The organism is Enterobacter sp. 342 (assembly GCF_036663495.1).
GTDB lineage: Bacteria > Pseudomonadota > Gammaproteobacteria > Enterobacterales > Enterobacteriaceae > Enterobacter.
Map to the genome: position 1 here is coordinate 173,704 of NZ_JAWUEI010000006.1, position 22,889 is coordinate 196,592.

Below are 22,889 nucleotides of genomic sequence, written 5' to 3' on the forward strand. Positions count from 1 at the left end.
GGTGATGTTACAGGTTAACGAACTGAATCAATATTATGGCGGCAGCCATATTCTGCGTGGTGTGAGCTTTGAAGCCATCACTGGCGAAGTCACCTGTTTGCTGGGGCGTAACGGCGTCGGGAAAACCACGCTGCTGAAGTGCCTCATGGGTCTCATCCCGGCGAAAACCGGAGAAGTCATCTGGCAGGGGAAAAAGATCACCCATAGCAAGCCGCACCAGCGGGTGCAATCAGGCGTGGCGTATGTCCCGCAGGGGCGCGAAATTTTCCCGCGCTTAACTGTTGAAGAGAATCTGCTGCTGGGCCTGTCGCGGTTTTCTGCCCGCGATGCAAAGCAGGTCCCGGAAGAGATCTGGCAGTTGTTCCCGGTGCTTAAAGAGATGAAACAGCGACGTGGGGGCGATCTCTCCGGAGGACAACAGCAACAGCTGGCGATTGGTCGAGCGCTGGCAAGCCGCCCGCAATTGTTGATCCTCGATGAACCCACAGAAGGTATACAGCCTTCAGTCATAAAAGAGATAGGCCAGGTGATCCGCACTCTGGCAGACCGGGGAGATATGGCGATCCTGCTGGTCGAGCAGTTTTATGATTTTGCCGCCGAGCTGGCAGACAGCTATCTGCTGATGTCGCGCGGCACCATCATTCAGCGTGGACGGGGAAAAAACATGGAGCAGGAGGGCGTGCGCGGCCTGGTTGCGATTTGAGATGTTATATTATAACATTCTCGCTCTTATAAAACGGAGTGAGGGTTTTGTTTTGGCTACACATATTGGCAAATTTGCAATGACTCTGGCGGCGATGCTGGTCAACGGCCAGCTGTTTGCCCACTCGCATGGACACCAGATGACTGAAGCGGAACAGAAGGCAGCGAACGGCGTCTTTGAAGATAAAGACGTCAGGGACAGAAAGTTGTCCGACTGGGACGGTACCTGGCAGTCCGTATATCCTTTCCTTCTTGATGGCGCGCTGGATCCGGTTTTTAAACAAAAAGCCCAGAAAGATCAAAGCAAGTCCTTCGACGAGGTGAAAGCCTACTACCGCACGGGTTACGCGACGGATGTGGATGCCTTCGGCATCGAAAATAACGTCATGGAATTCCATAAAGGTAAAGAAGTCAGCAGCTGTCATTATGATTACAGCGGCTACAAAATCCTGACCTACACATCCGGCAAAAAAGGGGTTCGCTATCTGTTTGAATGCAAAGATGCCAACAGTCAGGCACCGAAGTTTGTCCAGTTCAGCGACCATATCATCGCGCCGAAAGCGTCTTCGCATTTCCATATTTTTATGGGTAGTACCTCTCACGAGGCGCTGCTGAAAGAGATGGATAACTGGCCGACCTATTATCCGAATGAAATGTACGAAGAGCAGGTGGTGGAGGAGATGTTACACCATTAATGCTTTAGGGCCGGGTAGTGGCTACGCCTTACCCGGCCTACATGAGCTACGCTACGTTGGGTGTTTCGCACCACGCCTTCACGCTCATCCCGCGCAAGATCATCAGCCAGGCAATGACAATGGCGACCATCATAATCACAAATAACGACCAGTGCGGCAGGTTGGTCAGGATAATACCGGTGATCATCGGGTTTGCTGCTGCCCCCAGCCACCCCAACGCCTGCGCGGAGAAGTAGCTCGCTTTCATCCCGGGTGGAGCGATATTGTCGATCAGCATATATTCACCCGGCGCATAGATGATTTCGCCGAGCGTAAAGATGGCTGCAGCGATACCCCAGTAAATCAGGTTCTCTCCGGAGAGCATGAAGCCGCCGAGTCCCACAATAAAAAACAGGGTTGCGAGGGTCATCAGCGGGCGAATATTGCTGGCAGAGATCTTGCGGCCCAGCGCATATTGCAGCGTCACCACCACGGCGGCGTTCACGGGCAATACCACGGCGACCACTTTTTCAGCGAAATCACTGTCTGCATGTGCGGCCAGAACATATTGCGAAATACAGCTGGCGAACGATCCGCCAACGTAGGAGGCGAGCAGGCCGGAAAGTGTGTACCAGAACAGGGCGCGGTCTTTCAGCAACACTGAAGGCTGCCAGGGCATTTTCTCCTCGGCGGTATCCAGCGCGACGCTTTTTTGCACGAAGAAATGGATAAATCCGAGCGGCAGTGCGGCACAGAAGGCGGCCAGCCAGAACGGCAACTGCAGGCTGTACATCACCAGCAGGGTGCCAATGGGCGGCCCGATCGTCCAGCCAATATTCAGAAAGCTGTAGTTCAGCGAGAAGACACGCGCTTTCTGACTAGCGGTGAGCACATCGGAGAACCAGGCCTTCAGCACCGTCGAAAAGACGGAATAGGCGCAGTTGATCAGCGCAAAGAACAGCACCACCAGCGTGACGTTATTGACCAGCGGGATCGCGACAAATCCTGCGATAAAGGCCACGATCGCGATCAGCATGTAGCGTTTTTTATCAAACTTATCGGCGAGAATGCCAAATCCCAGGCTGAACACCACGCCGATAGTCAGTGCAATCGTCAGGGCATAACCAATATTCTCGACGCTCATGCTATAGACGCGCGTGAGATAAATGGTCATAAACGGCAGCGTTGCCCCCCGACCGATTGTTAACAACAATGATGATGCCAGCAGCGCTGCGGTTGAGCGCCTGAGAGATGGTTTCATATTCCTGCCCGACAATTGCTTATGCTTTTTTTGTGGTGTCCTAAAAGGAGTATCACGACATAAGGGGCTTGTATAGCACCTAATTTATCCGTAAGTGCTTAGTCTTACTGCCAGAATTAATGATCTTCTCGCAGCGCGCTTTTTTCTGTTACCTTGAAGTGTTAACAAATAATTAATATTTCAGGGGCAGGGTATGACGCGTAAAGACGGGCTGCTGGCGTTGCTGGTGGTCGTAGTATGGGGTCTCAATTTTGTAGTCATCAAGCTGGGGTTGCACAACATGCCGCCGCTGATGCTGGCCGGTTTACGTTTCATGCTGGTGGCGTTCCCGGCACTCTTTTTCGTCGCCCGTCCTAAAATCCCGTTGAAACTGCTGCTGGGCTATGGCCTGACCATCAGCTTTGGCCAGTTCGCGTTTCTCTTCTGTGCCATCAAGTTCGGAATGCCGGCCGGACTTGCTTCGCTGGTGTTACAGGCGCAGGCGTTCTTTACCATTATTCTCGGCGCGTTTGTGTTTGGTGAGCGTCTGCAGGGCAAACAGCTGGCGGGGATCACGCTCGCGGTGTTTGGCGTGCTGGTACTGATTGAAGCCAGTCTGAATGGTCAGGATGTGGCACTGCTCGGCTTTATGCTGACACTGGCGGCGGGGCTGAGCTGGGCCTGCGGGAATATCTTCAACAAATTGATCATGCAGCATGAGGCGCGCCCGGCGGTTATGTCGCTGGTGGTCTGGAGTGCACTGATCCCGATAATCCCGTTTCTGGCGGCGTCGTTTATTCTGGATGGTCCGGATGTGATGCTGAACAGCCTGGTTGAAATCGATCTCACCACGATTTTGTCGCTACTCTACCTGGCGTTTGTGGCCACCATTATCGGCTATGGGATCTGGGGTTCACTGCTCGGCAAGTATGAAACCTGGCGGGTCGCACCGCTGTCGCTGCTGGTTCCGGTGGTGGGGCTTGCCAGTGCGACACTCTTGCTGAATGAAACGCTGAGCGCGCTGCAACTGCTTGGCGCTGTGCTGATCATGGCCGGGTTGTATATTAATGTCTTTGGTTTGCGCGTGCGTCGGGCGACGCGGGTCAGTGGAAAGGCATAAAAAAAGCCCCGCATCTGCGGGGCAAAACGAATCAGAGGCCGTGCTGATTATAATAAGGCACGCCTAATTCGTCGGACTTGTCGCTACCAGCACCCATGTGGTTGAAATCATAAGGTGACTGGCCATGTGCTGACGGCAAAATCATCGTATCAGGATTATTTTGCTGCGTTGCACGAGGGGTTTGCTCCGCGAAGGTCTGGCTGGAGAACAGCACCAGCAAGGCAAGGGCGGCGGAGGCGATAGCTTTCATGATTTCCTCGGTTACGTCTTTAAAGGCGATGATTAACTACAATGTTTTAACGGATACAGGTATCGGGATTCCCCCGGCACGCTGGTAATTCGGTACTTATGAGGTGGCACGTCAAAATAGTTCTTGAACGTACGCGTCAGGGTTTGTTGCGATTCAAATCCGTAACGCTCCGCCAGATAAAGGATCGGCTCATTGCTTTCTTTCAGTTTCTGGGCAATTTCTGTCAGCTTGCGGCTGCGAATATATTGACCTAATGAATGGCCGGTCTCTTTTTTGAACATCCGTTGCAGGTGCCATTTGGAGTAACCTGAACGCTCGGACACTTTTTCAAGGGAGAGCGGTGATTCCAGGTTATCCTCGATCCAGTCCAAAATGCTATGAATGGTGATAGCGTCAGTATTGCGTCTGGACATCGTCATACCTCTTATTCTGTTTACGGCAGTATTTTCTTAAGCAAAAGCTCAAGGGTTGCCACTTCATCTGCCGTTAAGTTTTTTGTGAGTTCCTGATGTAATTTTTGTCCTACTAATTGATGACATTGTTCGCACATCGCTGCGCCATCGTCGGTCAGTTTGACCAGTACGCCGCGTTTGTCATTCGGGTTAGGGCTTCGTTCTATCCATCCTTTGCAGACGAGACGATCCAGCATGCGGGTTAATGCGCCCAGATCGACAGAGAGCACCTTTTTCAGCTCAACCGGCGTGATACACACTTCGCAGCGAATGGAACACAGCACTTTGAACTGTGTTGCGGTGATATCCAGCGGTGACAGATAGTCATTGAGCAGGCGATCTTTTTTCTGATTGACCATATGAATAAGACGACCCAGTGGAATAATGTCGTTGAAGAGATCACTGGTGCTTTTCACAATGGTTGCCCTGGCAAGTAGTTTAGTCACGGCGGATATTATTGCTCAGGCAAGTATAAGTCAACTGAATGAATTAACCGATGCCACGAATTGCTAAAACGTTTCATACACGTTTTTTGAGGTCTTTCAAATCAGATAGATAACCAGGAGTAATTGTTCACGGAGGAAAATAATCGTTACGTTGAGCAGATGGATGAACGTCACACTTTCCCCCTATAATTGCTGTGTTAAATATGGATAAGGACAACGACGCACTATGTTGGATTTGATGAAAGCAATTGGTCTTGGGCTGGTGGTATTGCTGCCGTTGGCTAACCCATTAACGACGGTTGCGCTCTTCCTCGGGCTGGCGGGGAACATGAACAGCGCCGAGCGCAATCATCAGTCGATGATGGCCTCCGTGTATGTATTCGCCATCATGATGGTGGCTTACTACGCCGGACAACTGGTGATGAACACCTTTGGGATTTCTATCCCTGGCCTGCGTATCGCCGGGGGGCTGATTGTAGCCTTTATCGGTTTCCGTATGCTGTTCCCGGCGCAAAAAGCGCATGAGTCACCGGAAGCGACCAGTAAATCCGAGGAGCTGGAAACCGAACCGAGTGCGAATATCGCCTTTGTGCCCTTAGCCATGCCGAGTACGGCGGGGCCGGGGACGATTGCGATGATCATCAGTTCTGCCTCCACGGTACGTGATGGCTCGACGTTTCCTGACTGGGTTGTCGCCGTTGCTCCGCCGCTGATTTTTGCGTTGATCGGCATCATCGTGTGGGCGTCTTTGCGCAGCTCTGGTGCGATTATGCGCTGGGTAGGCAAGGGCGGTATCGAGGCGATTTCCCGTCTGATGGGCTTCTTACTGGTTTGTATGGGCGTGCAGTTTATTATTAACGGCGTGCTGGAAATTATTAAAACGTACCATTAAGTTCATTGCCGGGTGGCGGCTTCGCCTACCCGGCACAAACAAACGTCACCCGTGTTGCCGCTGTTCTTCCAGCGCCACCGGCCATTTACGGAAGATGAGCACCGACCAGATCAGCGCTACCAGCGCAGGAATGGCACCCAGATAGCCGATCGCTGACATCGACACATGCAGGCTGATTTGATTTCCCACCAGCGCGCCCGCGCCAATCCCCAGATTAAAAATCCCCGAGAAGAGTGACATTGCGACGTCCGTCGCATCCGGTGCCAGGGCCAGAACTTTCACCTGCATGCCCAGACCGATAATCATGATCGCCACGCCCCAGAACAGACTGAGGATCGCCAGATGGTTTTCACTTCCCGCAGCGGGCATCAGTAACAGCAGGCAGGCCAGCAGCAGGCCAATAGCACTACTCACCAGAGAGGAGGCATGCTGGTTACCCAACTTACCAAACAGAATGCTGCCAATAATGCCCGCTCCACCGAGGATCAACAGTAAAACGGTGGCAAAGTTGGCGCTAAAGCCCGCCACAACCTGTACAAACGGCTCAATGTAGCTATACGCCGTGTAATGCGCCGTTACCACAATGACGGTAAGCAGGTAGATACTCAGTAACGCAGGGCGACGCATCAGCAGCGGCAGGCTTTTCAGGGAGCCGGAATGTTCGCTAGGTAGCGCCGGCAGCAGTTTGATCAGGCAAACCAGAGTAATCAGTGCACCCATGCCGATGGCGAAGAAGGTAGTACGCCAGCCGAAATATTGCCCCACGATGCGGCCAATAGGCAGACCCAATACCATCGCCAGTGCTGTGCCGGTTGCAATCAGGCTTAGCGCCTGGGCACGTTTACCGGCCGGCGCCAGCCGTATAGCCAGAGACGCAGTAATTGACCAGAACACCGCGTGGGCAAAGGCAATGCCGACGCGGCTAATGACCAGCACGGTAAAACTCCACGCCATAAACGACAAAACGTGGCTGGCTATGAACAACACAAACAGGCCGATTAACAGCTTACGCCGCTCCATCTGACTGGTCATGAGCATAAACGGCAAGGACATCAGCGCCACCACCCAGGCGTAGATGGTCAACATAATGCCCACTTGCGCCGTTTCCATCTGGAAACTTTCCGCGATATCAGACAACAGCCCAACCGGAACAAATTCTGTGGTGTTAAAAATAAATGCGGCAATAGCCAGCGTGACCACCCGTAGCCACGCAACTCTGCGGGAAACTGTGTTCGTTGTCATAGAGATGTCGGAGATTCGTTGCTGAAAAGAAGAGAGGTCGATCTTAAAACGTTAAATGATGAAAACTCAATCATTATGTGATGTAGATCTCAATATTTACCTTATAAAAGCGGTAGCCGGGAACGTCTTTTTCATTGAATATAAAAGAACAACACAATAAAAACAGGCGGTAAGACAATGCAGGAGATTGATTTTTATCTGGTTGATGCCTTCAGTGACAAAACTTTTGGCGGCAATCCGGCAGCGGTTTGCCCGCTGAAAGCATGGTTACCCGATGAGACTTTGCTGAGAATGGCGCAGGAGCATAATCAGTCGGAAACGGCTTTTTTCGTCTGCAGTAAAGGAGGCATTGAGTTACGCTGGTTTACCACCCTTACGGAAGTCAATCTCTGCGGTCACGCTACCCTGGCCGCCGCATACGTTCTGTTTAATGAGCTGAATTATCCCGACTCGCGGATCCACTTTGATACGGCTTCTGGCCGTCTGACGGTAAGCCGTGAAGGTGACTGGATGACACTGGATTTCCCGGCATGCCCAACGCATGAAGAGACGCCCACGCCGGAGATGCTCTCGGCCCTGGGTATCAGCCACTACGTTGAAGCCCGTAAAGGCCGGGCATGGCTCATCGTACTGGAAAATCGCCAGCAGGTTGAAGCGCTCGCGCCAGACATCCCGGCGATGACGCCAGGCGAACATAAAGTAACGGTAACGGCACGGGGAGACGGTGAATATGATTTTGTCAGCCGCTTCTTCTCGCCGGGGGTGTCCGTCCCGGAAGATCCGGTTACCGGCTCTGCGCACACGATGCTTATTCCTTACTGGTGTGAAAAACTGCGTAAAACGACGATGCTTGCTCGTCAGGTTTCTGCGCGTGGCGGGGATATCCGTTGCGAACTCAAAGACTCACGTGTGCTGATGAGCGGCCAGGCAGCACTCTATTTGAAAGGCACAGTTTTTCTGCGCTGAATACCCATAACAAGAGAGGAAGAGACAATGCAGGAAATTGAATTTTATCTGGTGGATGCCTTTAGTGACAAAACGTTTGGCGGCAATGCCGCAGCAGTGTGTCCCCTGGAAGAGTGGTTGCCGGACGAGATGCTGCTCAAAATGGCGCAGCAGCATAACCAGTCTGAGACAGCTTTTTTTGTGCGAACCGACGGCGGGTTTGAGTTGCGCTGGTTTACCACGCTGGATGAAATTAACCTGTGCGGCCATGCCACGCTGGCGGCATCACACGTTATTTTCGAATACCTTGATTATCCGCATACCGAAATCACCTTCACCACGCGCTTTGTCGGTGACCTGACGGTCAAGCGCAGTGGCGACTGGCTGACGCTGAATTTCCCTGCGTGGTCAACGGAGGTGGTCGACAACCCACCTGCGGGGCTGTTTAGTGCGCTGGGCATCACAGAGGCGAAAGAGGTGCGCGTCGGTCGAGATTACATAGTGGTGCTGGAGAGCCAACAGGCGGTGGAAGCGTTAACGCCGGACATCGCGGCGATGCTTCCGCTGGATAAAATGGTTTGCGTAACGGCGCCGGGTGATGAGTACGACTTCGTCAGTCGCTTCTTCTGCCCGGGGGAAGGGGTGCCGGAAGATCCGGTCACCGGGTCGGCTCACAGTATGCTGATCCCCTACTGGAGCGAGAAGTTAGGCAAAACCTCACTGAATGCCCGCCAGGTGTCGTACCGTGGCGGGGATCTGCGCTGCGAACTGAAGGGTGACCGGGTGCTGATTGGCGGTCAGGCGACCTTGTATCTGAAAGGGCGTATCTATTTACGCTAACAGTGCGGCGCTGGTTGTGGACGTTCGTTTAGCAGCGCTATAAAGGCCTCCAGCTGGCGTGTCATTGCGCCGCGTCGCCAGACCAGCCAGGTGGTCAGCCAGCGCCAGTTTTCTGCCAGCGGCCAGGCTTCAATCTGATGGTGCCCCGGCATACTCTCCAGCATGGAGCGGGGCATCAGCGCAATGCCCGCACCTGCGATAACACAGGCGAGCATACCGTGATAGGACTCCATCTCATGAATGCGGCCAGGCGTGGCTCTGTCCGCATGAAACCAGCTTTCCAGGTGTCGGCGGTACGAGCAGTTCGCGCGAAAAGCGTAGACGTCGCTACCGCTCACCTGCGTGGCACGTTTGACCTCCGCATGCCCGGCGGGGGTGACCAGCATCATTTCTTCGCGGTAGACGGGCATTCCCTCCAGTTCCGGGTGCGAAAGTGGCCCGTCGACAAAGGCGGCGCTTAAGGTTCCCTCCAGTACGCCATCAATCATCGTCCCGGATGGCCCGGTAGAAAGGGCAAACTGGATACGTGGGTAGCGCTGATTAAACTGCGCCAGCGTCTCCGGGATGCGTACCGCAGCGGTACTTTCCAGCGCCCCGAGGGCAAATAACCCCTGGGGTTCATCTCCCGCGACGACCATGCGCGCTTCATCCACGAGCGCCAGGATCTGCTTGCTGTAGCGCAGGAAGTTATGCCCGGCGGGGGATAAACGCAAACGCTGGTTCTCACGAATAAACAACTCAACGCCAAGGTCAGCTTCCAGCTGGCGAATGCGGGTCGTCAGGTTGGACGGAACACGATGCACCTTCTGTGCCGCCTGGGTGATACTGCCCGTCTGTGCGACGGCGTTAAACATTTCAAGCTGGGTTAAATCCATAGCATTCTCGATTCGTGAATAAGGTGGTTAGTATTATTCATTTTTAAGAAATAGCAGAGTGGGCCACAATCAATCAACCGTTTTAACGTGGAGAACATCATGACTTACTCACCTGCAACACATGCCCTCTCTGTGAACCCGACGACAGGAGCAACGCTCGCAGCCTGGCCGTGGGCAACCCAGGAGGAGGTGGACCGCGCGATTTCACAGTCTGACGCGGGTTTTCGTCAGTGGCGACGCGAAAGCGTTTCACACCGTGCGCAGAAACTACGCGATCTCGGCGCAGCGCTGCGCAACCGTGCGGAAGAGATGGCGCAGATGATCTCCCGGGAAATGGGAAAACCCATTCTGCAGGCGCGGGCGGAAGTGGCAAAATCTGCCGGCCTGTGCGACTGGTATGCTGAGCACGGCCCGGCGATGCTGCGTGCGGAGCCCACGCTGGTGGAAAACCAGAAGGCGGTAATTGAATACCGACCAATGGGACCGGTTCTGGCGGTGATGCCGTGGAACTTCCCGCTCTGGCAGGTGCTGCGTGGCGCGGTACCGATCCTGCTAGCCGGGAACAGCTATCTGCTTAAGCATGCGCCAAACGTCCTCGGTTCAGCCGATCTTATTGCGCAGATTTTTGCAGACGCAGGGTTTCCTGAAGGTGTTTTTGGTTGGGTGAATGCCACTAATGATGGTGTGAGCCAGATGATTAACGATCATCGCATTGCTGCGATTACTGTAACCGGCAGCGTGCGTGCCGGTGCGGCGATTGGCGCGCAGGCAGGGGCGGCGCTGAAAAAATGCGTTCTTGAACTGGGGGGCTCTGACCCATTCATCGTTCTCAACGATGCTGACCTGGATCTTGCCGTGAAGGCGGCGGTAGCGGGTCGCTACCAGAACACTGGACAGGTGTGTGCGGCGGCAAAACGCTTCATTGTGGAAGAGGGTATTGCGGATACCTTTACCCAACGTTTTGTCGATGCGGTTTCTGCGCTGAAGGTGGGTGCTCCGGATCGGGAAGAGAACTATATTGGCCCGATGGCGCGTTATGACCTGCGCGATGAACTGCATCAGCAGGTGCAGGCCACCCTGGCTGAAGGGGCAACGCTGCTGCTGGGGGGAGAGAAAATCAGCGGAGAGGGTAACTATTACGCACCAACCGTGTTGTCGAACGTTACCCCATCGATGACGGCGTTCCGCCAGGAGCTGTTTGGTCCGGTCGCGGCTATCATTGTGGCTAAAGACGCGGAACATGCCCTGCAACTGGCAAATGACAGCGACTTTGGACTCTCCGCTACCGTATTTACCGCCGACGAAGCGCTTGCGGATACATTCTCTCGCGAGCTGGAATGCGGCGGGGTGTTTATCAACGGCTATAGCGCCAGCGACGCGCGCGTGGCCTTTGGTGGCGTGAAGAAGAGTGGCTTTGGCCGCGCGCTTTCCCACTTTGGGCTGCACGAGTTCTGCAACGTGCAGACGGTGTGGAAGGATCGCGTGTAATGTATTCGGCCCTCATCGCGAGGGCCGTTGTCATTTCTCTGCAATGGTTCTGTCATTTTCATTTCGTAGACTCGCACGCGTCTAAAGCATTGTTAATGAAAATAATTATGAACCTAACGCAAATTTTTCGCCGTATTGCGCAGCGTCTCACCCCTCGTCACTTTGGCCTTTTGACGGGTATATTTTGCATTATTGGCCTGTTCTCCGCGCTGCAGCTCTCCTCGTCATTCCTGCTTAACGCCTCCCTGAATGAAGCTCAGCGCAACGAGCAGCAAAATCTGCTGACGTATCAGCAGCAGAGCAAGCTGGATCTGGCCCGTGTCTCCCTGCTGGCAGCAAGCGATCTGCTTAACCGGTCCGGCGTCTGGTTTATGCAGGATAAAGAGACCGGCTCCGACGGAAGCTGGCACAGTCTTATGGATGACGCGCAAAAGGCGCTGACGGTTTCTCAGCAGGCGTGGAAGGCCTGGATGGCGCTTAACCCGCCGAAAGATGATGCTCTGGTGAACAGCTATCAGCTTTTCTACGGCGCGATCAAAGAGCAGGCTGAAGCTCTGGTCAAAACTAACACTATTGATGCGTTTTTTACCGTACCGGCTCAGGCATTTCAGACAGACTTTAACGACAACTACGCACGCTATCAGCAAGCCAGCGAGAAGCAGGCCATGCAGGGCCGCCAGACGTTGATGGCACAGCTTTCTGGTCTGCAAACGTTGTTTCTGTTTGCTCCGGTTCTGTTACTCGCCATTGCCGTTGCCGTCTGGTTCGGCATGTCCAGATGGGTGATTACGCCGTTACGTCAGTTGATTACGCACATCAACCGACTGGCTGCCGGGGATCTCTCCGGCACCCCTCCGGGTGTTACGCGTTTTAACAGGGAAATAGGGCAGCTCAGCGACAGTATTACCACCATGCAACAGGGGTTACAGCAACTGGTGTCTCAGGTCAGCAATGCCACCACCTCTATGGTAGAGAACATTGGTTCTCTGGCGCAGGGTAACCAGAAGCTGTATCAGCAGTCAGCACGTCAGGCGAAAGAGCTTGAGGACGTGACGGCACATATTGCGTTACTGGAAACGCATGTAGAAGGGAACTCCGGTTACGCCAGACTCGCCAGCTCGCGTGCTGATGAAGCGCGGCAGGCGGCAGTTGGTGGAGACCAGATGATGTCTACCGTTAATGCCTCGATGCAGGCGATCGTCGACCGATCCTCAGAGATGCGCGGGATCGTGGCGATGATCGACAGCGTGGCGTTTCAGACCAATATCCTGGCGCTGAATGCCGCCATCGAGGCTGCTCATGCCGGGAACCAGGGGCGCGGGTTTGCCGTTGTCGCCAGGGAAGTCGGACTGCTGGCCAGAAAGAGTAGCCACTCGACGCAGACTATCCAGGAACTTATCAATCGCTCATTACAGGGGATTGAAGACGGTTCCCGCGCCGTTAACCTGATGGAGGAGAACTTGCAGCAGGTCACCGGTCTGGTGGGGAATTTAAGTAGTTTGCTGAATGAGATCTCAGCCGCCACGCTCAGTCAGGGAGAGAGTATTCATCAGATGACGAGCCAACTTCAGGCGCTTAATCAGGTCTCTCGTCAGACGGATTTACTGGTCTCTGACGCCTCGGATGCTTCTCTGCGGCTGCAGAAGCAATCCGATCTTTTATTGCAGGCGGTTTCGCGTTTTCGTCTTAGCGCCTGACGCAATACATAAGCCTCTGTTATACTCGCAGCCCGTTTTAGCCTGAGGGCAAGGAGCAAAGTGTGGCTGCGGTCATCCATAATGAGATGTTGGACGAGATTCTGGCGCAGGTTCGTCCGTTAATTGGAAAGGGGAAGGTTGCCGACTATATTCCGGCCCTTGCCTCGGTCAGCGGGAATAAGTTGGGTGTCGCTATCTGTACCATAGACGGACAGCGATACCAGGCAGGTGATGCAACTGAACGTTTTTCCATTCAGTCCATTTCAAAAGTGCTGAGTCTGGTTGCAGCCATGCGCCAGTATGAAGAAGACGAAATCTGGCAGCGTGTGGGTAAAGATCCTTCCGGCCAGCCTTTTAACTCACTGCTTCAGCTTGAAATCGAACAGGGTAAACCACGAAATCCCTTTATCAATGCCGGGGCGCTGGTGGTCTGCGACATGTTGCAAAGTCGCCTCAGCGCGCCGCGTCAGCGGATGCTTGAGATTGTTCGCCAGCTTTCAGGCGTAGACGATATCGCCTACGATCCAGTGGTGGCGCGCTCGGAATTTGAACACTCCGCACGCAATGCCGCTATCGCCTGGTTGATGAAATCCTTCGGCAATTTCCATAATGACGTGGCGACCGTTCTGCAAAATTACTTCCATTACTGCGCCCTTAAAATGAGCTGCGTTGAGCTGGCTCAAACGTTCCTGTTCCTGGCACACCAGGGGCACGCTCCGCATCTTAACCAGGAGGTGGTTTCACCTCTGCAGGCGCGTCAGGTTAATGCCCTGATGGCAACCAGCGGGATGTATCAAAACGCTGGGGAGTTTGCCTGGCGCGTCGGCCTCCCGGCCAAATCAGGCGTTGGCGGTGGTGTGGTGGCGATTGTGCCTCATGAAATGGCGATTGCCGTCTGGAGCCCGGAACTGGATGAAACGGGGAATTCCCTTGCCGGTGTGGCGGTTCTGGAGCAACTGACCCAGCGTCTTGGGCGTTCCGTATACTGATGTCTGACCTGGAGCCTCTCTTTTCCCGCCTGGCGCGATCGACTTTTCGCTCGCGCTTTCGCTTAGGCGATAAGGAAAGACAGTACTGCTGGGACAAAGGCGCCGAAACCATCGATCAGCATGCCGCTGATTTTGTCGAAAAGCGCCTTGCTCCGGCCTTGCCGGTAAATGATGGCAAACAGACACCGATGCGTGGTCACCCGGTGTTTATTGCCCAACATGCTACGGCCACCTGTTGTCGGGGTTGTCTGGCAAAATGGCATAACATTCCGCAGGGTGTTCAGCTTACGGCGCAGCAACAGCATTATATCGTCAGCGTGATCCACCACTGGCTGGTACTCCAGATGAACACCTAAATTTGACGAGTTATGATCCCGTTGTAATTGTGTTATAGATGCATCCTAAGTTAGTCCCGATCATGCTGACGACCGCAGTAATTGCCATAAGCAACATATGGAATGATATTTAATGCGTTCTGCTCTTACCGCTTTCAGGCTGTTCCAACCCGATACGCCTCTGCGAAATGCGTTGGCGATCTTTATTCTCACCTCCTTGTTCTATTTTGTCGGGGCGGAATTACGGCTGATTGAGGCCTTGTCGCTGTTCTGGCCGCTGAATGGCGTCATGGCAGGGATCTTTGCCCGTTATATCTATCTGAATCGCCTGCATTATTACGCGGTATCGTATGTTGCTATGCTGACGTACGACACAGTGACGACCAACTGGGGAATGGCCTCAGTGGTGATTAATCTTTCTAACATGATCTTTATCGTTGTTGTCGCCGTGTTGGTTCAGCGCGACAGACGGTTAATGAAGAAAACCCCCGATCCGCTCAACGCGTTACGTCTGTTTAACTACTGCCTGATTGCCGCGCTGCTTTGTGCGCTGCTCGGTGCGGTGGGGTCGGTGGGGATTGATAGCCACACCTTCTGGCCGCTGTTTGCCGACTGGTTTAGCGAGCAGTTCTCAACCGGTGTGCTTGTTGTGCCTTGTATGCTCACGTTACGTATGCCCCTGCGTGATCTCAGGTTACGTCTTGAACAGCTCTTGCCGGTGATTGCCTTGATCGTCTCGGTGGCCGCGTCGGTGGTGATTGGCGGGGCGGGGAGTCTCTCATTTCCTCTACCCGCGCTTATCTGGTGTGCGGTTCGCTACTCATTACCTGCGACCTGTCTGCTGACGTTTATCACGGGCGCTACTGAAATCATTCTGGTCGCCAACTCGATTATTAATATTGCCGTGGCGACGCCGTTTACAACGCCAATGATGTTTTCAGCCCGGCTGGGTATCGCCACGATGGCGATTTGCCCGGTGATGGTATCCGTCAGTATGGCGGCGATTAATTCCCTGATTCGCCAGGTTTCACTCAGGGCGGATTATGACTTTCTAACGCAGGTTTACTCGCGTTCCGGGCTTTATGAGGCGTTGAAGCGTGAAGAGACGTATCGCCATTCACGTTTTCTGACCGTCATGCTGCTGGATATTGATTACTTCAAAAGCATTAATGATAACTACGGCCATGAGTGCGGGGACCGCGTGCTGGCGTCGTTTGCCCGGCAGGTTCAGGAGGTTGTTGGTGAAGATGGGATGGTGGCGCGAATGGGCGGAGAAGAGTTTGCGGTGGTGGTAAACTCTGGCGACGCGCAGAATGGTTTTGAACTGGCTGAGCGTATCCGCTCCACCGTTGCCAGTCACCCTTTTACATGGCGTCAGCAAACGCTCTATCTAACGGTCAGTATTGGCCTGGGGAGTGGCAAGGCTGAGTCATGGCAGTTGACTGAGGTCTTCAACAAACTGATGGCCGAAGCGGACGATCATCTCTATCGTTCCAAAAAAGCGGGTCGAAATCGTACCAGCGCCCGGGTGTCGGATGAGCAAATAGCCGCGACCTCCGGAAGTGAAACATAGCTGCGTTAATCGTCATAAGGCATTGACGTGAATAGTAAGCGACTTAACAGGATGTTCGAACACTGACAACGTTCCTGTTTAAGCTACGCTTTGAGTAACGCTTTACGTCAGGAGACATTATGAAAGCACCTGCAATCCCTGAAAATGAAACGGAACGTCTTAACTCACTGCGTGAGTCTGGCTTGCTTGAGATTGACAGTTCCCCATCGTTTGACCGCTTGACACGACTGGCAAAACGCTTCTTCCAGGTGCCGCTGGCGATGGTCAATCTTATTGATGAACATGCGCTGATCGTTAAGTCAGCCGATGGGCAGACACCCGGCACTGTGCCACGTAACATCTCATTTTGTGGCCATACGATCCTGACCGAAGCTCCGCTGGTGGTAGGGGATATGCTCCAGGACGATCGTTTTGCGGATAATCCGCTGGTGGCCGGTGAACCTGGTGTTCGTTTCTACGCGGGCTTCCCGCTGCGTTTGCGTGATGGCGCAAGCGTAGGCTCGCTATGTCTGGTTGATTACGTGCCCCGCGAGTTTTCAGCGGCGGACCTCGCCGTACTGGGAGATCTTGGCGCTTTGGCAGAAGATGAATTTGCCGCGATCAGTGCTTCGACGACGGATGAATTAACCGGGCTGTTTAACCGCCGGGGCTTTAATCAACTCATGCGTTTCACCCTTTCCATTGCCCGACGCAGAGCTGAGCCGTTAACCCTTGGCTGGCTGGATTTGGATCGTTTCAAAGAGATTAACGATCGTTTTGGTCATGAAGAAGGGGATAAGGCACTGAAAGTGATGGGACAACTGATGCGCGCTTCTTTCCGTGAAGCGGATCTGCTGGTGCGTTTTGGTGGAGATGAGTTCGCCGTGTTGTTCGCGGATACGGATGAGCAGGGGGCCTGGATCGCTATGCAGTATCTCGTCGAGCAGGTCGAAAACTATAACGCCCGCAAATTACACCCCTGGTCGCTCCAGTTCTCCTGGGGGTTAAGTGAATTCGACCATAACCGCAATGACCCGCAACAGTGGTTGAAAGATGCTGATGAAAAGATGTATGCCATGAAACAAAAACGTCAGCATGTAAGGTGACATAACAAAAGCCTATGTCGCTTTTGTTTGCGTTAACAAGATGTTAAATGCACAGTGAGAGTATTCAACCTAAGGAAAAACAATGAATACCTCACTGCAAATCAAAATCCTCACCCGTGAAGACATTCTCACCCATCTTGATGCCCTGGCCGGGATCCTCGAAAACTGCGTCAACGGCGGTGCATCTGTCAGTTTTATGTTGCCCTTTAGTCTTGAGAAAGCCCGTTCTTACTGGGGCGGTATTGCTGAGAGCGTTGGTCGTAATGAACGGTTGGTATTTGCCAGTATCGATCCGCTGGACGGTGTCATCGGCACGGTACAACTGATTACCGATCAGCCGGAAAACCAGCCTCATCGTGCGGATGTGGCAAAACTGCTCGTTCATGAGAAAGCGCGCCGAAAAGGGGCCGCGATGGCGCTCATGGAAGCGCTTGAAGTTCAGGCCAGAGCCAGGGGTATTTCCGTGCTGGTGCTTGATACCTCTACAGGCAGCGGCGCCGAGACCTTTTACCAGCGCGCTGGCTGGCAAAAGGTCGGCGAGATCCCGCACTATGCTCTGATGCCGGACGGCGCCATGACGGCCACGTCCGTGTTCTACAAATTCTTATAATTATTTTGCACAACCGCACCGGGGATTGATCAAAACAGGGTTTCTGGTCGTTAGGTTTTGATAAGTTATCGTACCAATCTTATCAGGCTGTATGACTAATTATAAAGGAACCCAAAGTGGACACTCTCAACCGTCGTGATTTTCCCGGTGCGCAATATCCTGAACGTATCATTCAGTTTGGTGAAGGCAATTTCCTGCGTGCGTTCGTCGACTGGCAACTCGATTTGTTAAACGAACATACCGATCTTAACGCTGGTGTGGTTATCGTTCGTCCTATTCAAAGCGACTTCCCACCGTCGCTCAGTACTCAGGATGGCCTGTATACCACGATCATTCGTGGCCTGAATGCGCAGGGTGAGGCGGTGAGTGATGCCCGTCTTATCCGCTCCGTTAACCGCGAGATCAGTGTCTATAGCCAGTATGATGAGTTCCTGAAACTGGCTCACAACCCGGATATGCGCTTTGTTTTCTCAAATACCACCGAGGCCGGTATTAGTTATCACACCGGTGACAGATTTGAAGATGCCCCCGCAGTGAGTTACCCGGCGAAGCTGACGCGACTGCTGTTTGAGCGCTTCAGTCACTTCAACGGAGCACCAGACAAAGGCTGGATAATCATTCCCTGTGAATTGATTGACTACAACGGTGATGCGCTGCGTGAACTGGTGTTGCGCTACGCACAAGAGTGGGCGTTGCCTGCCGCCTTTACCCGGTGGCTGAACGAAGCCAACAGCTTCTGTTCGACGCTGGTTGACCGTATTGTGACCGGTTATCCGCGTGAGGAAGTGGCTACGCTGGAAGCCGAACTGGGTTATCACGATGGGTTCCTGGATACGGCCGAGCATTTCTATCTGTTTGTCATTCAGGGACCGACATCGCTTGCCCGTGAGCTTTGCCTGGATAAATACCCGCTAAATGTGCTGATTGTTGATGACATCAAGCCTTACAAAGAGCGCAAAGTCGCGATTCTGAACGGTGCACACACGGCGCTGGTGCCGGTGGCATTCCTGGCGGGGTTGGATACAGTAGGTGAGGCGATGAATGATACCGACGTGTGCGCCTTCGTCGAAAAAGCGATTTATCAGGAAATTATTCCTGTTCTGGACCTGCCACGTGAAGAACTGGAATCTTTCGCCAGTGCGGTTACAGGTCGGTTCCGTAATCCTTACATCAGACATCAGTTGCTCTCTATTGCGCTCAACGGTATGACCAAATATCGCACTCGTATACTGCCGCAACTGCTGGCAGGGCAGAAAGCGACAGGTAAATTACCTGCACGCCTCACATTTGCCTTAGCCGCACTGATTTCTTTCTACCGTGCTGAGCGTAACGGGGAGCGCTATCCGGTGCAGGATGACGCTCACTGGCTCGTACGTTATCAGCAGCTGTGGGCGCAGCACCATGATAAGCAGATTGGCACTCGTGACCTGGTACAGGCTGTTCTGAGCCTAAGTGAGCACTGGGAACAGGATCTCACTCAGATTAGCGGCCTCGTAGACCAGGTAACACTGGATCTGGACGCCATTTTGCTGAAGGGAATGCGCTCAGCGGTAAAACCGCTTTGCTAATGACGTTACCCGGCTTCGGCCGGGTTTAATAACGATCCTTTTAGTTACAACATACTATATTTCTTGTTTTAAAAATCAAATGCAGCACTGTGCGGTTAAAGCTAAACAGGTGTAAAAATTCAATGTTCTATTAACATGCTTGCAACCGTGAGGGGGATCACGTTTAATAACCACGCTCTTTTCTTTTCTGAAACTCACTATGATTGTTCGTCCTAAGCAGCACTGGCTGCAAATGATTTTTGTCTGGCATGGTTCAGTACTGCCTAAAATCTACACCCGACTGTTACTCAACTTCCTGTTATCTATCACCGTGATCGTGATGCTACCGTGGTATACCTCCCTCGGCATCAAATTTACGGTTGCGCCATTTAGCATTCTTGGCGTGGCGATCGCTATCTTCTTAGGTTTCAGAAACAACGCCTGTTATTCGCGCTACGTTGAAGCTCGCCTGCTTTGGGGGCAACTGATGATAGCGGCCCGCTCTCTGTTTCGCGAGGTAAAAAATACCTTGCCTGACGATAAGCATTTGGGCGAATTTGTCCGCCTGCAGATTGCCTTCGCCAACTGTTTGCGCATGACCCTGCGCCGGGAAATGAACGCCGGGCAGTTGTCTCGCTATCTTGCCGCAGATGATTTAAAAAAAGTGATGGAAGCCAACTCGCCGGCGAACCGTATTTTACTGATCATGGGGGAGTGGCTGGCAGTGCGACGTCGTAACGGACAACTATCAGACATCCTTTTCCACAGTCTGAATAACCGTCTGAACGACATGTCCATCGTCCTGTCTGGCTGTGAACGTATTGCGACGACACCAGTGCCGTTTGCGTACACGTTAATTCTTCACCGTACCGTATATCTGTTTTGCATCATGCTGCCGTTCGCGCTGGTTGTGGACCTGCATTACATGACGCCATTTGTCTCTGCGCTGATCTCTTACACCTTCATCTCGCTGGATGCTCTGGCGGAAGAGTTGGAAGACCCGTTTGGTACAGAAAATAATGACCTTCCGCTGGACGCCATCTGCAACATGATGGAACGCGATCTACTGCAGATGAATGATGAAGAGACTATTCCTGACAGGTTGATGCCGGATAAATATTATCAGCTGACCTGACGGGCGTTCCACTCGTCGCGGGTGATCTCCCACAGTTCAGAGTCCAGCATTCCGCTGACGTACGCTTTCTTTTCTGTCCTGATAAGCCGCATGCCGCTACTGTCCGAAATACGTCGGGAGCGGCTATTTGCAGCGGCTTTTGGCGCACGCAATACCGACTTGTTCAGTGTATTAAACCAATAATCCGTCGCGGCAATGCTGGCCTCGCGCATATATCCCTGGCCCTGAAACTCCGGGGCCAACCAGAATCCTCGGTTGTTATCTTCCACATCGTACAGACAGATAATGCCCATCAGTTCATCGGGAATATCGCGATGGCGGATGCTCCAGAACCAGGCAATTCCTTTTGCCATATCCGGCAGCGCCACATTGTTGACATAGTTTTCCGCGCCGTTTTCCGGGTAGGGCCAGGGTACAGAAGAGACCATATAGCGGACGATCTCCCAGCGCGGATAAAGCTTCTGTATCTGTACGGCATCTTCGGCAACCAACGGTTTTAGCAATAGGCGTTCTGTCGTGAGCGTCGGTATCGTCATCCGCGGATCTCCATATTTAAGCGTTATGCTTTTGTTTGGGTTCTGATATTTTCATCTTAACGACACTTTATCCCAGTGAGATCTTTTCCCATACTACTAAGAATTGCAGAGGTCAGCATGGTATTAAGACGGGCCAACCCACAGGAAGCCGAAATACTCTGGAATATTCGAAATCAGGCGATCCGTCACGGCTGTAAAACCAGTTACGACTCAGATGTCATTGCGCGCTGGACGCCAGCTCTCATGCCCGAACGCTTTCGGCTGATGATCATTGAATACCCTTTTTATGTGGTGGAAGATGAAAAGGGTGACATTGCGGCAACCGGCTATCTGGATGTTGATACCCACTGTCTGGAGGCAATATTCACCTTGCCCGCGACATCCGGTAAAGGTATGGCGACCCGGATTATCGAGGCGCTAAAAAATGAGGCTCGTAGCCGGGGAATAACCCGCCTGAAGCTGGATGCAACGCCTAACGCCCAGTCGTTTTATCAGAAGCTGGGGTTTGTGACGCTGAGCGAAACCTATCATCACTCGCGTATGGCAGGTGTTGATTTACGCTGTTTCGAAATGGCGATCGATTTGTAATGTGAGGAAACACATGGCTGTCTCGGTAAGAGCTTTACGCGCAGATGATTATACTCAATGGCGTCCGCTATGGGATGGCTATACCCATTTTTATGACTGCTACCTCGAGGAATCCGTCACAGCGTCGACATGGGAAAGGGCGTTATCAGATCGTTCACAGATGTTCTGCCGCGTGGTAGAGAAGAACGAAAAGGTCATCGGTTTCGCGATGTGCATTCTGCACGAAGGAACCTGGTCGACAGCGCCCATTTGTTACCTGGAAGATCTGTTTGTTGATGCCACCGAGCGCGGGGCGGGAGCTGGAAAAGCGCTCATGGATGCCCTGATAGAGGAAGGCAAGCGGGAAGGGTGGTCAAAACTATACTGGGTCACCCGGGAGAACAATCCGGCGCGTAAACTCTATGATAAATATGGTGAAGCTGACGATTACGTCCGCTATCGCCTCTCCCTGTAAATCTGTAACGCCTGTGTTTGTATCACACTGTATCAGCGCCCGGGATACATACACAGGCTTGCAATAAACCTGCTTTCGCACATATCCGCTATACATTGAGGTGTTGTTATATCCCCGTGAAATGTACTCAACCGGAGATACCAACATGTTCAGCAAACTCGCTTACTCAACCCTCGCTCTGACCATTTCTGTTGACACTGTGATGTCCTGTCAGGCCGAAGTCACCGGCACAAACTTCGCGTCAGCTTTCGATCATCCACAGCAAATTAACGCCGGTGATCTGAATGTCGGTTATGTCGACATCGGCCCCAAAAATGGTCAACCGGTCATTCTATTACACGGCTGGCCGTACGATATTCACAGCTACGCCGAGGTAGCACCCGCGCTGGCGGCAAAAGGCTACCGGGTGATTGTGCCTTCTCTGCGCGGCTACGGTACCACGCGCTTCCTGTCAGCAGAAACGCCGCGCAATGGCCAGCCTTCGGCGATGGCGAAAGACATCGTAAACCTGATGGACGCTTTGAATATCAAACAGGCGGTGTTCGCGGGATACGACTGGGGTGCCCGCACGGCGGATATCGTCGCGGCACTTTGGCCTGAGCGCGTGAAATCACTGGTATCGGTGAGTGGATATCTCATCAGCAGCCAGCAGATTGGCAAACAACCGTTGCCACCAAAAGCCGAACAGCAGTGGTGGTATCAGTTCTATTTCGCTACCGAGCGTGGTGCTGAAGGTTATGCCAAAAACACGCATGACTTCGCGCGTTTAATCTGGTCGCAGGCATCACCTGACTGGAAATTTAGCGATGCGGCCTTTAACGCCAGCGCCAAATCCCTTGATAACCCGGATCACGTCGCAGTGACGCTCAGCAACTATCGCTGGCGTTTAGGCCTGGAAAAAGGGGAGCGTAAATACGACAGCTACGAGCAAAAACTGGCCACTTTACCGAATATTACCGTCCCGACCATTACCATTGAAGGCGGAAACAACGGCGCACCACACCCGGCACCGCAGGCCTATGCAGGTAAATTTACCGGTAAATATGAGCACCGTACCTTCGGGGCAACCGTGGGACACAACCCGCCTCAGGAAGATCCGCAGGATTTCGTTAAGGCGGTTATCGACGCGGATAAGTTGTGATATGTGCTATTTTCAATACGTTACCCCTCATTC

Annotated in this window: 25 protein-coding genes; 18 read left to right on the forward strand and 7 right to left on the reverse strand. The window is 53.0% G+C overall.

The window, feature by feature from the left end; all coding sequences use genetic code 11:
* Positions 1 to 4 precede the first annotated feature (4 nt).
* The gene (urtE, locus tag V6E55_RS07355; protein ID WP_114977249.1) at positions 5 to 703 is read left to right on the forward strand and encodes an urea ABC transporter ATP-binding subunit UrtE; all 699 of its coding nucleotides are present in this window, start codon (positions 5 to 7) and stop codon (positions 701 to 703) included.
* 52 nt (positions 704 to 755) lie between these two features.
* Complete coding sequence (zinT, locus tag V6E55_RS07360) at positions 756 to 1,397, forward strand: metal-binding protein ZinT (protein ID WP_316942491.1); 642 nt, start codon at positions 756 to 758, stop codon at positions 1,395 to 1,397.
* 46 nt (positions 1,398 to 1,443) lie between these two features.
* Here the strand turns inward: zinT and ydeE are convergent, their stop codons facing one another.
* On the reverse strand, positions 1,444 to 2,637 hold the full coding sequence (gene ydeE / locus V6E55_RS07365) for an efflux MFS transporter YdeE (RefSeq protein ID WP_316942492.1): 1,194 nt from the start codon (positions 2,635 to 2,637) through the stop codon (positions 1,444 to 1,446).
* A gap of 193 nt (positions 2,638 to 2,830) precedes the next feature.
* Between ydeE and eamA the strand changes: the two genes are divergently transcribed.
* Complete coding sequence (gene eamA, locus V6E55_RS07370) at positions 2,831 to 3,736, forward strand: O-acetylserine/cysteine exporter (protein ID WP_316942493.1); 906 nt, start codon at positions 2,831 to 2,833, stop codon at positions 3,734 to 3,736.
* Positions 3,737 to 3,767: 31 nt separating this feature from the next.
* On the opposite strand, the gene marB is transcribed toward eamA, so the two are convergent.
* Genes marB through marR form a run of 3 tightly spaced genes read right to left on the reverse strand, consistent with a single transcriptional unit; the run spans position 3,768 to position 4,854 of the window.
* Complete coding sequence (gene marB / locus V6E55_RS07375; RefSeq protein WP_129995816.1) at positions 3,768 to 3,986, reverse strand: multiple antibiotic resistance protein MarB; 219 nt, start codon at positions 3,984 to 3,986, stop codon at positions 3,768 to 3,770.
* A gap of 32 nt (positions 3,987 to 4,018) precedes the next feature.
* On the reverse strand, positions 4,019 to 4,399 hold the full coding sequence (marA, locus tag V6E55_RS07380) for an MDR efflux pump AcrAB transcriptional activator MarA (RefSeq protein WP_008502237.1): 381 nt from the start codon (positions 4,397 to 4,399) through the stop codon (positions 4,019 to 4,021).
* Between the two features lie 20 nt (positions 4,400 to 4,419).
* The gene (gene marR / locus V6E55_RS07385) at positions 4,420 to 4,854 is read right to left on the reverse strand and encodes a multiple antibiotic resistance transcriptional regulator MarR (protein WP_114977245.1); all 435 of its coding nucleotides are present in this window, start codon (positions 4,852 to 4,854) and stop codon (positions 4,420 to 4,422) included.
* Positions 4,855 to 5,110: 256 nt separating this feature from the next.
* On the opposite strand from marR, the gene V6E55_RS07390 reads away from it, so the two are divergent.
* On the forward strand, positions 5,111 to 5,776 hold the full coding sequence (locus tag V6E55_RS07390; protein WP_114977244.1) for a MarC family NAAT transporter: 666 nt from the start codon (positions 5,111 to 5,113) through the stop codon (positions 5,774 to 5,776).
* 45 nt (positions 5,777 to 5,821) lie between these two features.
* Here the strand turns inward: V6E55_RS07390 and V6E55_RS07395 are convergent, their stop codons facing one another.
* Complete coding sequence (locus tag V6E55_RS07395) at positions 5,822 to 7,018, reverse strand: sugar transporter (protein ID WP_114977243.1); 1,197 nt, start codon at positions 7,016 to 7,018, stop codon at positions 5,822 to 5,824.
* Positions 7,019 to 7,195: 177 nt separating this feature from the next.
* Between V6E55_RS07395 and V6E55_RS07400 the strand changes: the two genes are divergently transcribed.
* Together V6E55_RS07400 and V6E55_RS07405 are read left to right on the forward strand one after the other, a co-directional pair.
* Positions 7,196 to 7,984 (forward strand): PhzF family phenazine biosynthesis protein, encoded by a 789-nt coding sequence (locus tag V6E55_RS07400; RefSeq protein ID WP_316942494.1) that lies wholly within the window; start codon positions 7,196 to 7,198, stop codon positions 7,982 to 7,984.
* Positions 7,985 to 8,011: 27 nt separating this feature from the next.
* Positions 8,012 to 8,803: a PhzF family phenazine biosynthesis protein gene (locus V6E55_RS07405; protein ID WP_316942495.1), complete on the forward strand. Its 792-nt coding sequence runs from the start codon at positions 8,012 to 8,014 to the stop codon at positions 8,801 to 8,803.
* Here the strand turns inward: V6E55_RS07405 and ptrR are convergent.
* Entirely contained in the window at positions 8,800 to 9,678 is an 879-nt protein-coding gene (ptrR, locus tag V6E55_RS07410) for a putrescine utilization regulator PtrR (protein ID WP_114977240.1), read from the reverse strand. The genes V6E55_RS07405 and ptrR overlap by 4 nt on opposite strands.
* A gap of 99 nt (positions 9,679 to 9,777) precedes the next feature.
* On the opposite strand from ptrR, the gene sad reads away from it, so the two are divergent.
* The 9 genes from sad (at position 9,778) to V6E55_RS07455 (ending at position 20,137) form a co-directional block, all read left to right on the forward strand.
* A complete protein-coding gene (gene sad / locus V6E55_RS07415) occupies positions 9,778 to 11,166 on the forward strand; it encodes a succinate-semialdehyde dehydrogenase (protein WP_316942496.1) in 1,389 nt (462 codons plus the stop codon).
* A gap of 107 nt (positions 11,167 to 11,273) precedes the next feature.
* Positions 11,274 to 12,863 carry a methyl-accepting chemotaxis protein gene (locus V6E55_RS07420; RefSeq protein ID WP_316942497.1) on the forward strand — a complete coding sequence of 530 codons (1,590 nt, stop codon included), beginning with the start codon at positions 11,274 to 11,276 and terminating at the stop codon, positions 12,861 to 12,863.
* A 62-nt stretch (positions 12,864 to 12,925) separates the two neighbouring features.
* Positions 12,926 to 13,852: a glutaminase B gene (gene glsB / locus V6E55_RS07425; RefSeq protein ID WP_236920631.1), complete on the forward strand. Its 927-nt coding sequence runs from the start codon at positions 12,926 to 12,928 to the stop codon at positions 13,850 to 13,852.
* Positions 13,852 to 14,208: a DUF4186 domain-containing protein gene (locus V6E55_RS07430; RefSeq protein ID WP_114977236.1), complete on the forward strand. Its 357-nt coding sequence runs from the start codon at positions 13,852 to 13,854 to the stop codon at positions 14,206 to 14,208. The genes glsB and V6E55_RS07430 overlap by 1 nt, the downstream gene beginning before the upstream one ends.
* A gap of 112 nt (positions 14,209 to 14,320) precedes the next feature.
* Complete coding sequence (locus V6E55_RS07435; protein WP_316942498.1) at positions 14,321 to 15,760, forward strand: GGDEF domain-containing protein; 1,440 nt, start codon at positions 14,321 to 14,323, stop codon at positions 15,758 to 15,760.
* A 119-nt stretch (positions 15,761 to 15,879) separates the two neighbouring features.
* The gene (locus V6E55_RS07440) at positions 15,880 to 16,845 is read left to right on the forward strand and encodes a sensor domain-containing diguanylate cyclase (RefSeq protein ID WP_316942499.1); all 966 of its coding nucleotides are present in this window, start codon (positions 15,880 to 15,882) and stop codon (positions 16,843 to 16,845) included.
* A gap of 82 nt (positions 16,846 to 16,927) precedes the next feature.
* Positions 16,928 to 17,455: a GNAT family N-acetyltransferase gene (locus V6E55_RS07445; RefSeq protein WP_316942500.1), complete on the forward strand. Its 528-nt coding sequence runs from the start codon at positions 16,928 to 16,930 to the stop codon at positions 17,453 to 17,455.
* A gap of 116 nt (positions 17,456 to 17,571) precedes the next feature.
* Positions 17,572 to 19,023, forward strand: coding sequence for a tagaturonate reductase (locus V6E55_RS07450; RefSeq protein WP_316942501.1), 1,452 nt, complete (start codon positions 17,572 to 17,574; stop codon positions 19,021 to 19,023).
* A gap of 199 nt (positions 19,024 to 19,222) precedes the next feature.
* The gene (locus V6E55_RS07455; protein ID WP_209313268.1) at positions 19,223 to 20,137 is read left to right on the forward strand and encodes a bestrophin family protein; all 915 of its coding nucleotides are present in this window, start codon (positions 19,223 to 19,225) and stop codon (positions 20,135 to 20,137) included.
* Here V6E55_RS07455 and V6E55_RS07460 read toward each other — a convergent pair.
* On the reverse strand, positions 20,125 to 20,673 hold the full coding sequence (locus V6E55_RS07460) for a GNAT family N-acetyltransferase (RefSeq protein ID WP_316942503.1): 549 nt from the start codon (positions 20,671 to 20,673) through the stop codon (positions 20,125 to 20,127). The genes V6E55_RS07455 and V6E55_RS07460 overlap by 13 nt on opposite strands.
* 117 nt (positions 20,674 to 20,790) lie before the next feature.
* On the opposite strand from V6E55_RS07460, the gene V6E55_RS07465 reads away from it, so the two are divergent.
* The 3 genes from V6E55_RS07465 (at position 20,791) to V6E55_RS07475 (ending at position 22,856) form a co-directional block, all read left to right on the forward strand.
* Positions 20,791 to 21,261 carry a GNAT family N-acetyltransferase gene (locus V6E55_RS07465; protein WP_129995803.1) on the forward strand — a complete coding sequence of 157 codons (471 nt, stop codon included), beginning with the start codon at positions 20,791 to 20,793 and terminating at the stop codon, positions 21,259 to 21,261.
* A gap of 13 nt (positions 21,262 to 21,274) precedes the next feature.
* The gene (locus V6E55_RS07470; RefSeq protein WP_316942504.1) at positions 21,275 to 21,715 is read left to right on the forward strand and encodes a GNAT family N-acetyltransferase; all 441 of its coding nucleotides are present in this window, start codon (positions 21,275 to 21,277) and stop codon (positions 21,713 to 21,715) included.
* A gap of 145 nt (positions 21,716 to 21,860) precedes the next feature.
* Positions 21,861 to 22,856 carry an alpha/beta fold hydrolase gene (locus V6E55_RS07475; RefSeq protein WP_316942505.1) on the forward strand — a complete coding sequence of 332 codons (996 nt, stop codon included), beginning with the start codon at positions 21,861 to 21,863 and terminating at the stop codon, positions 22,854 to 22,856.
* Positions 22,857 to 22,889 lie beyond the last annotated feature (33 nt).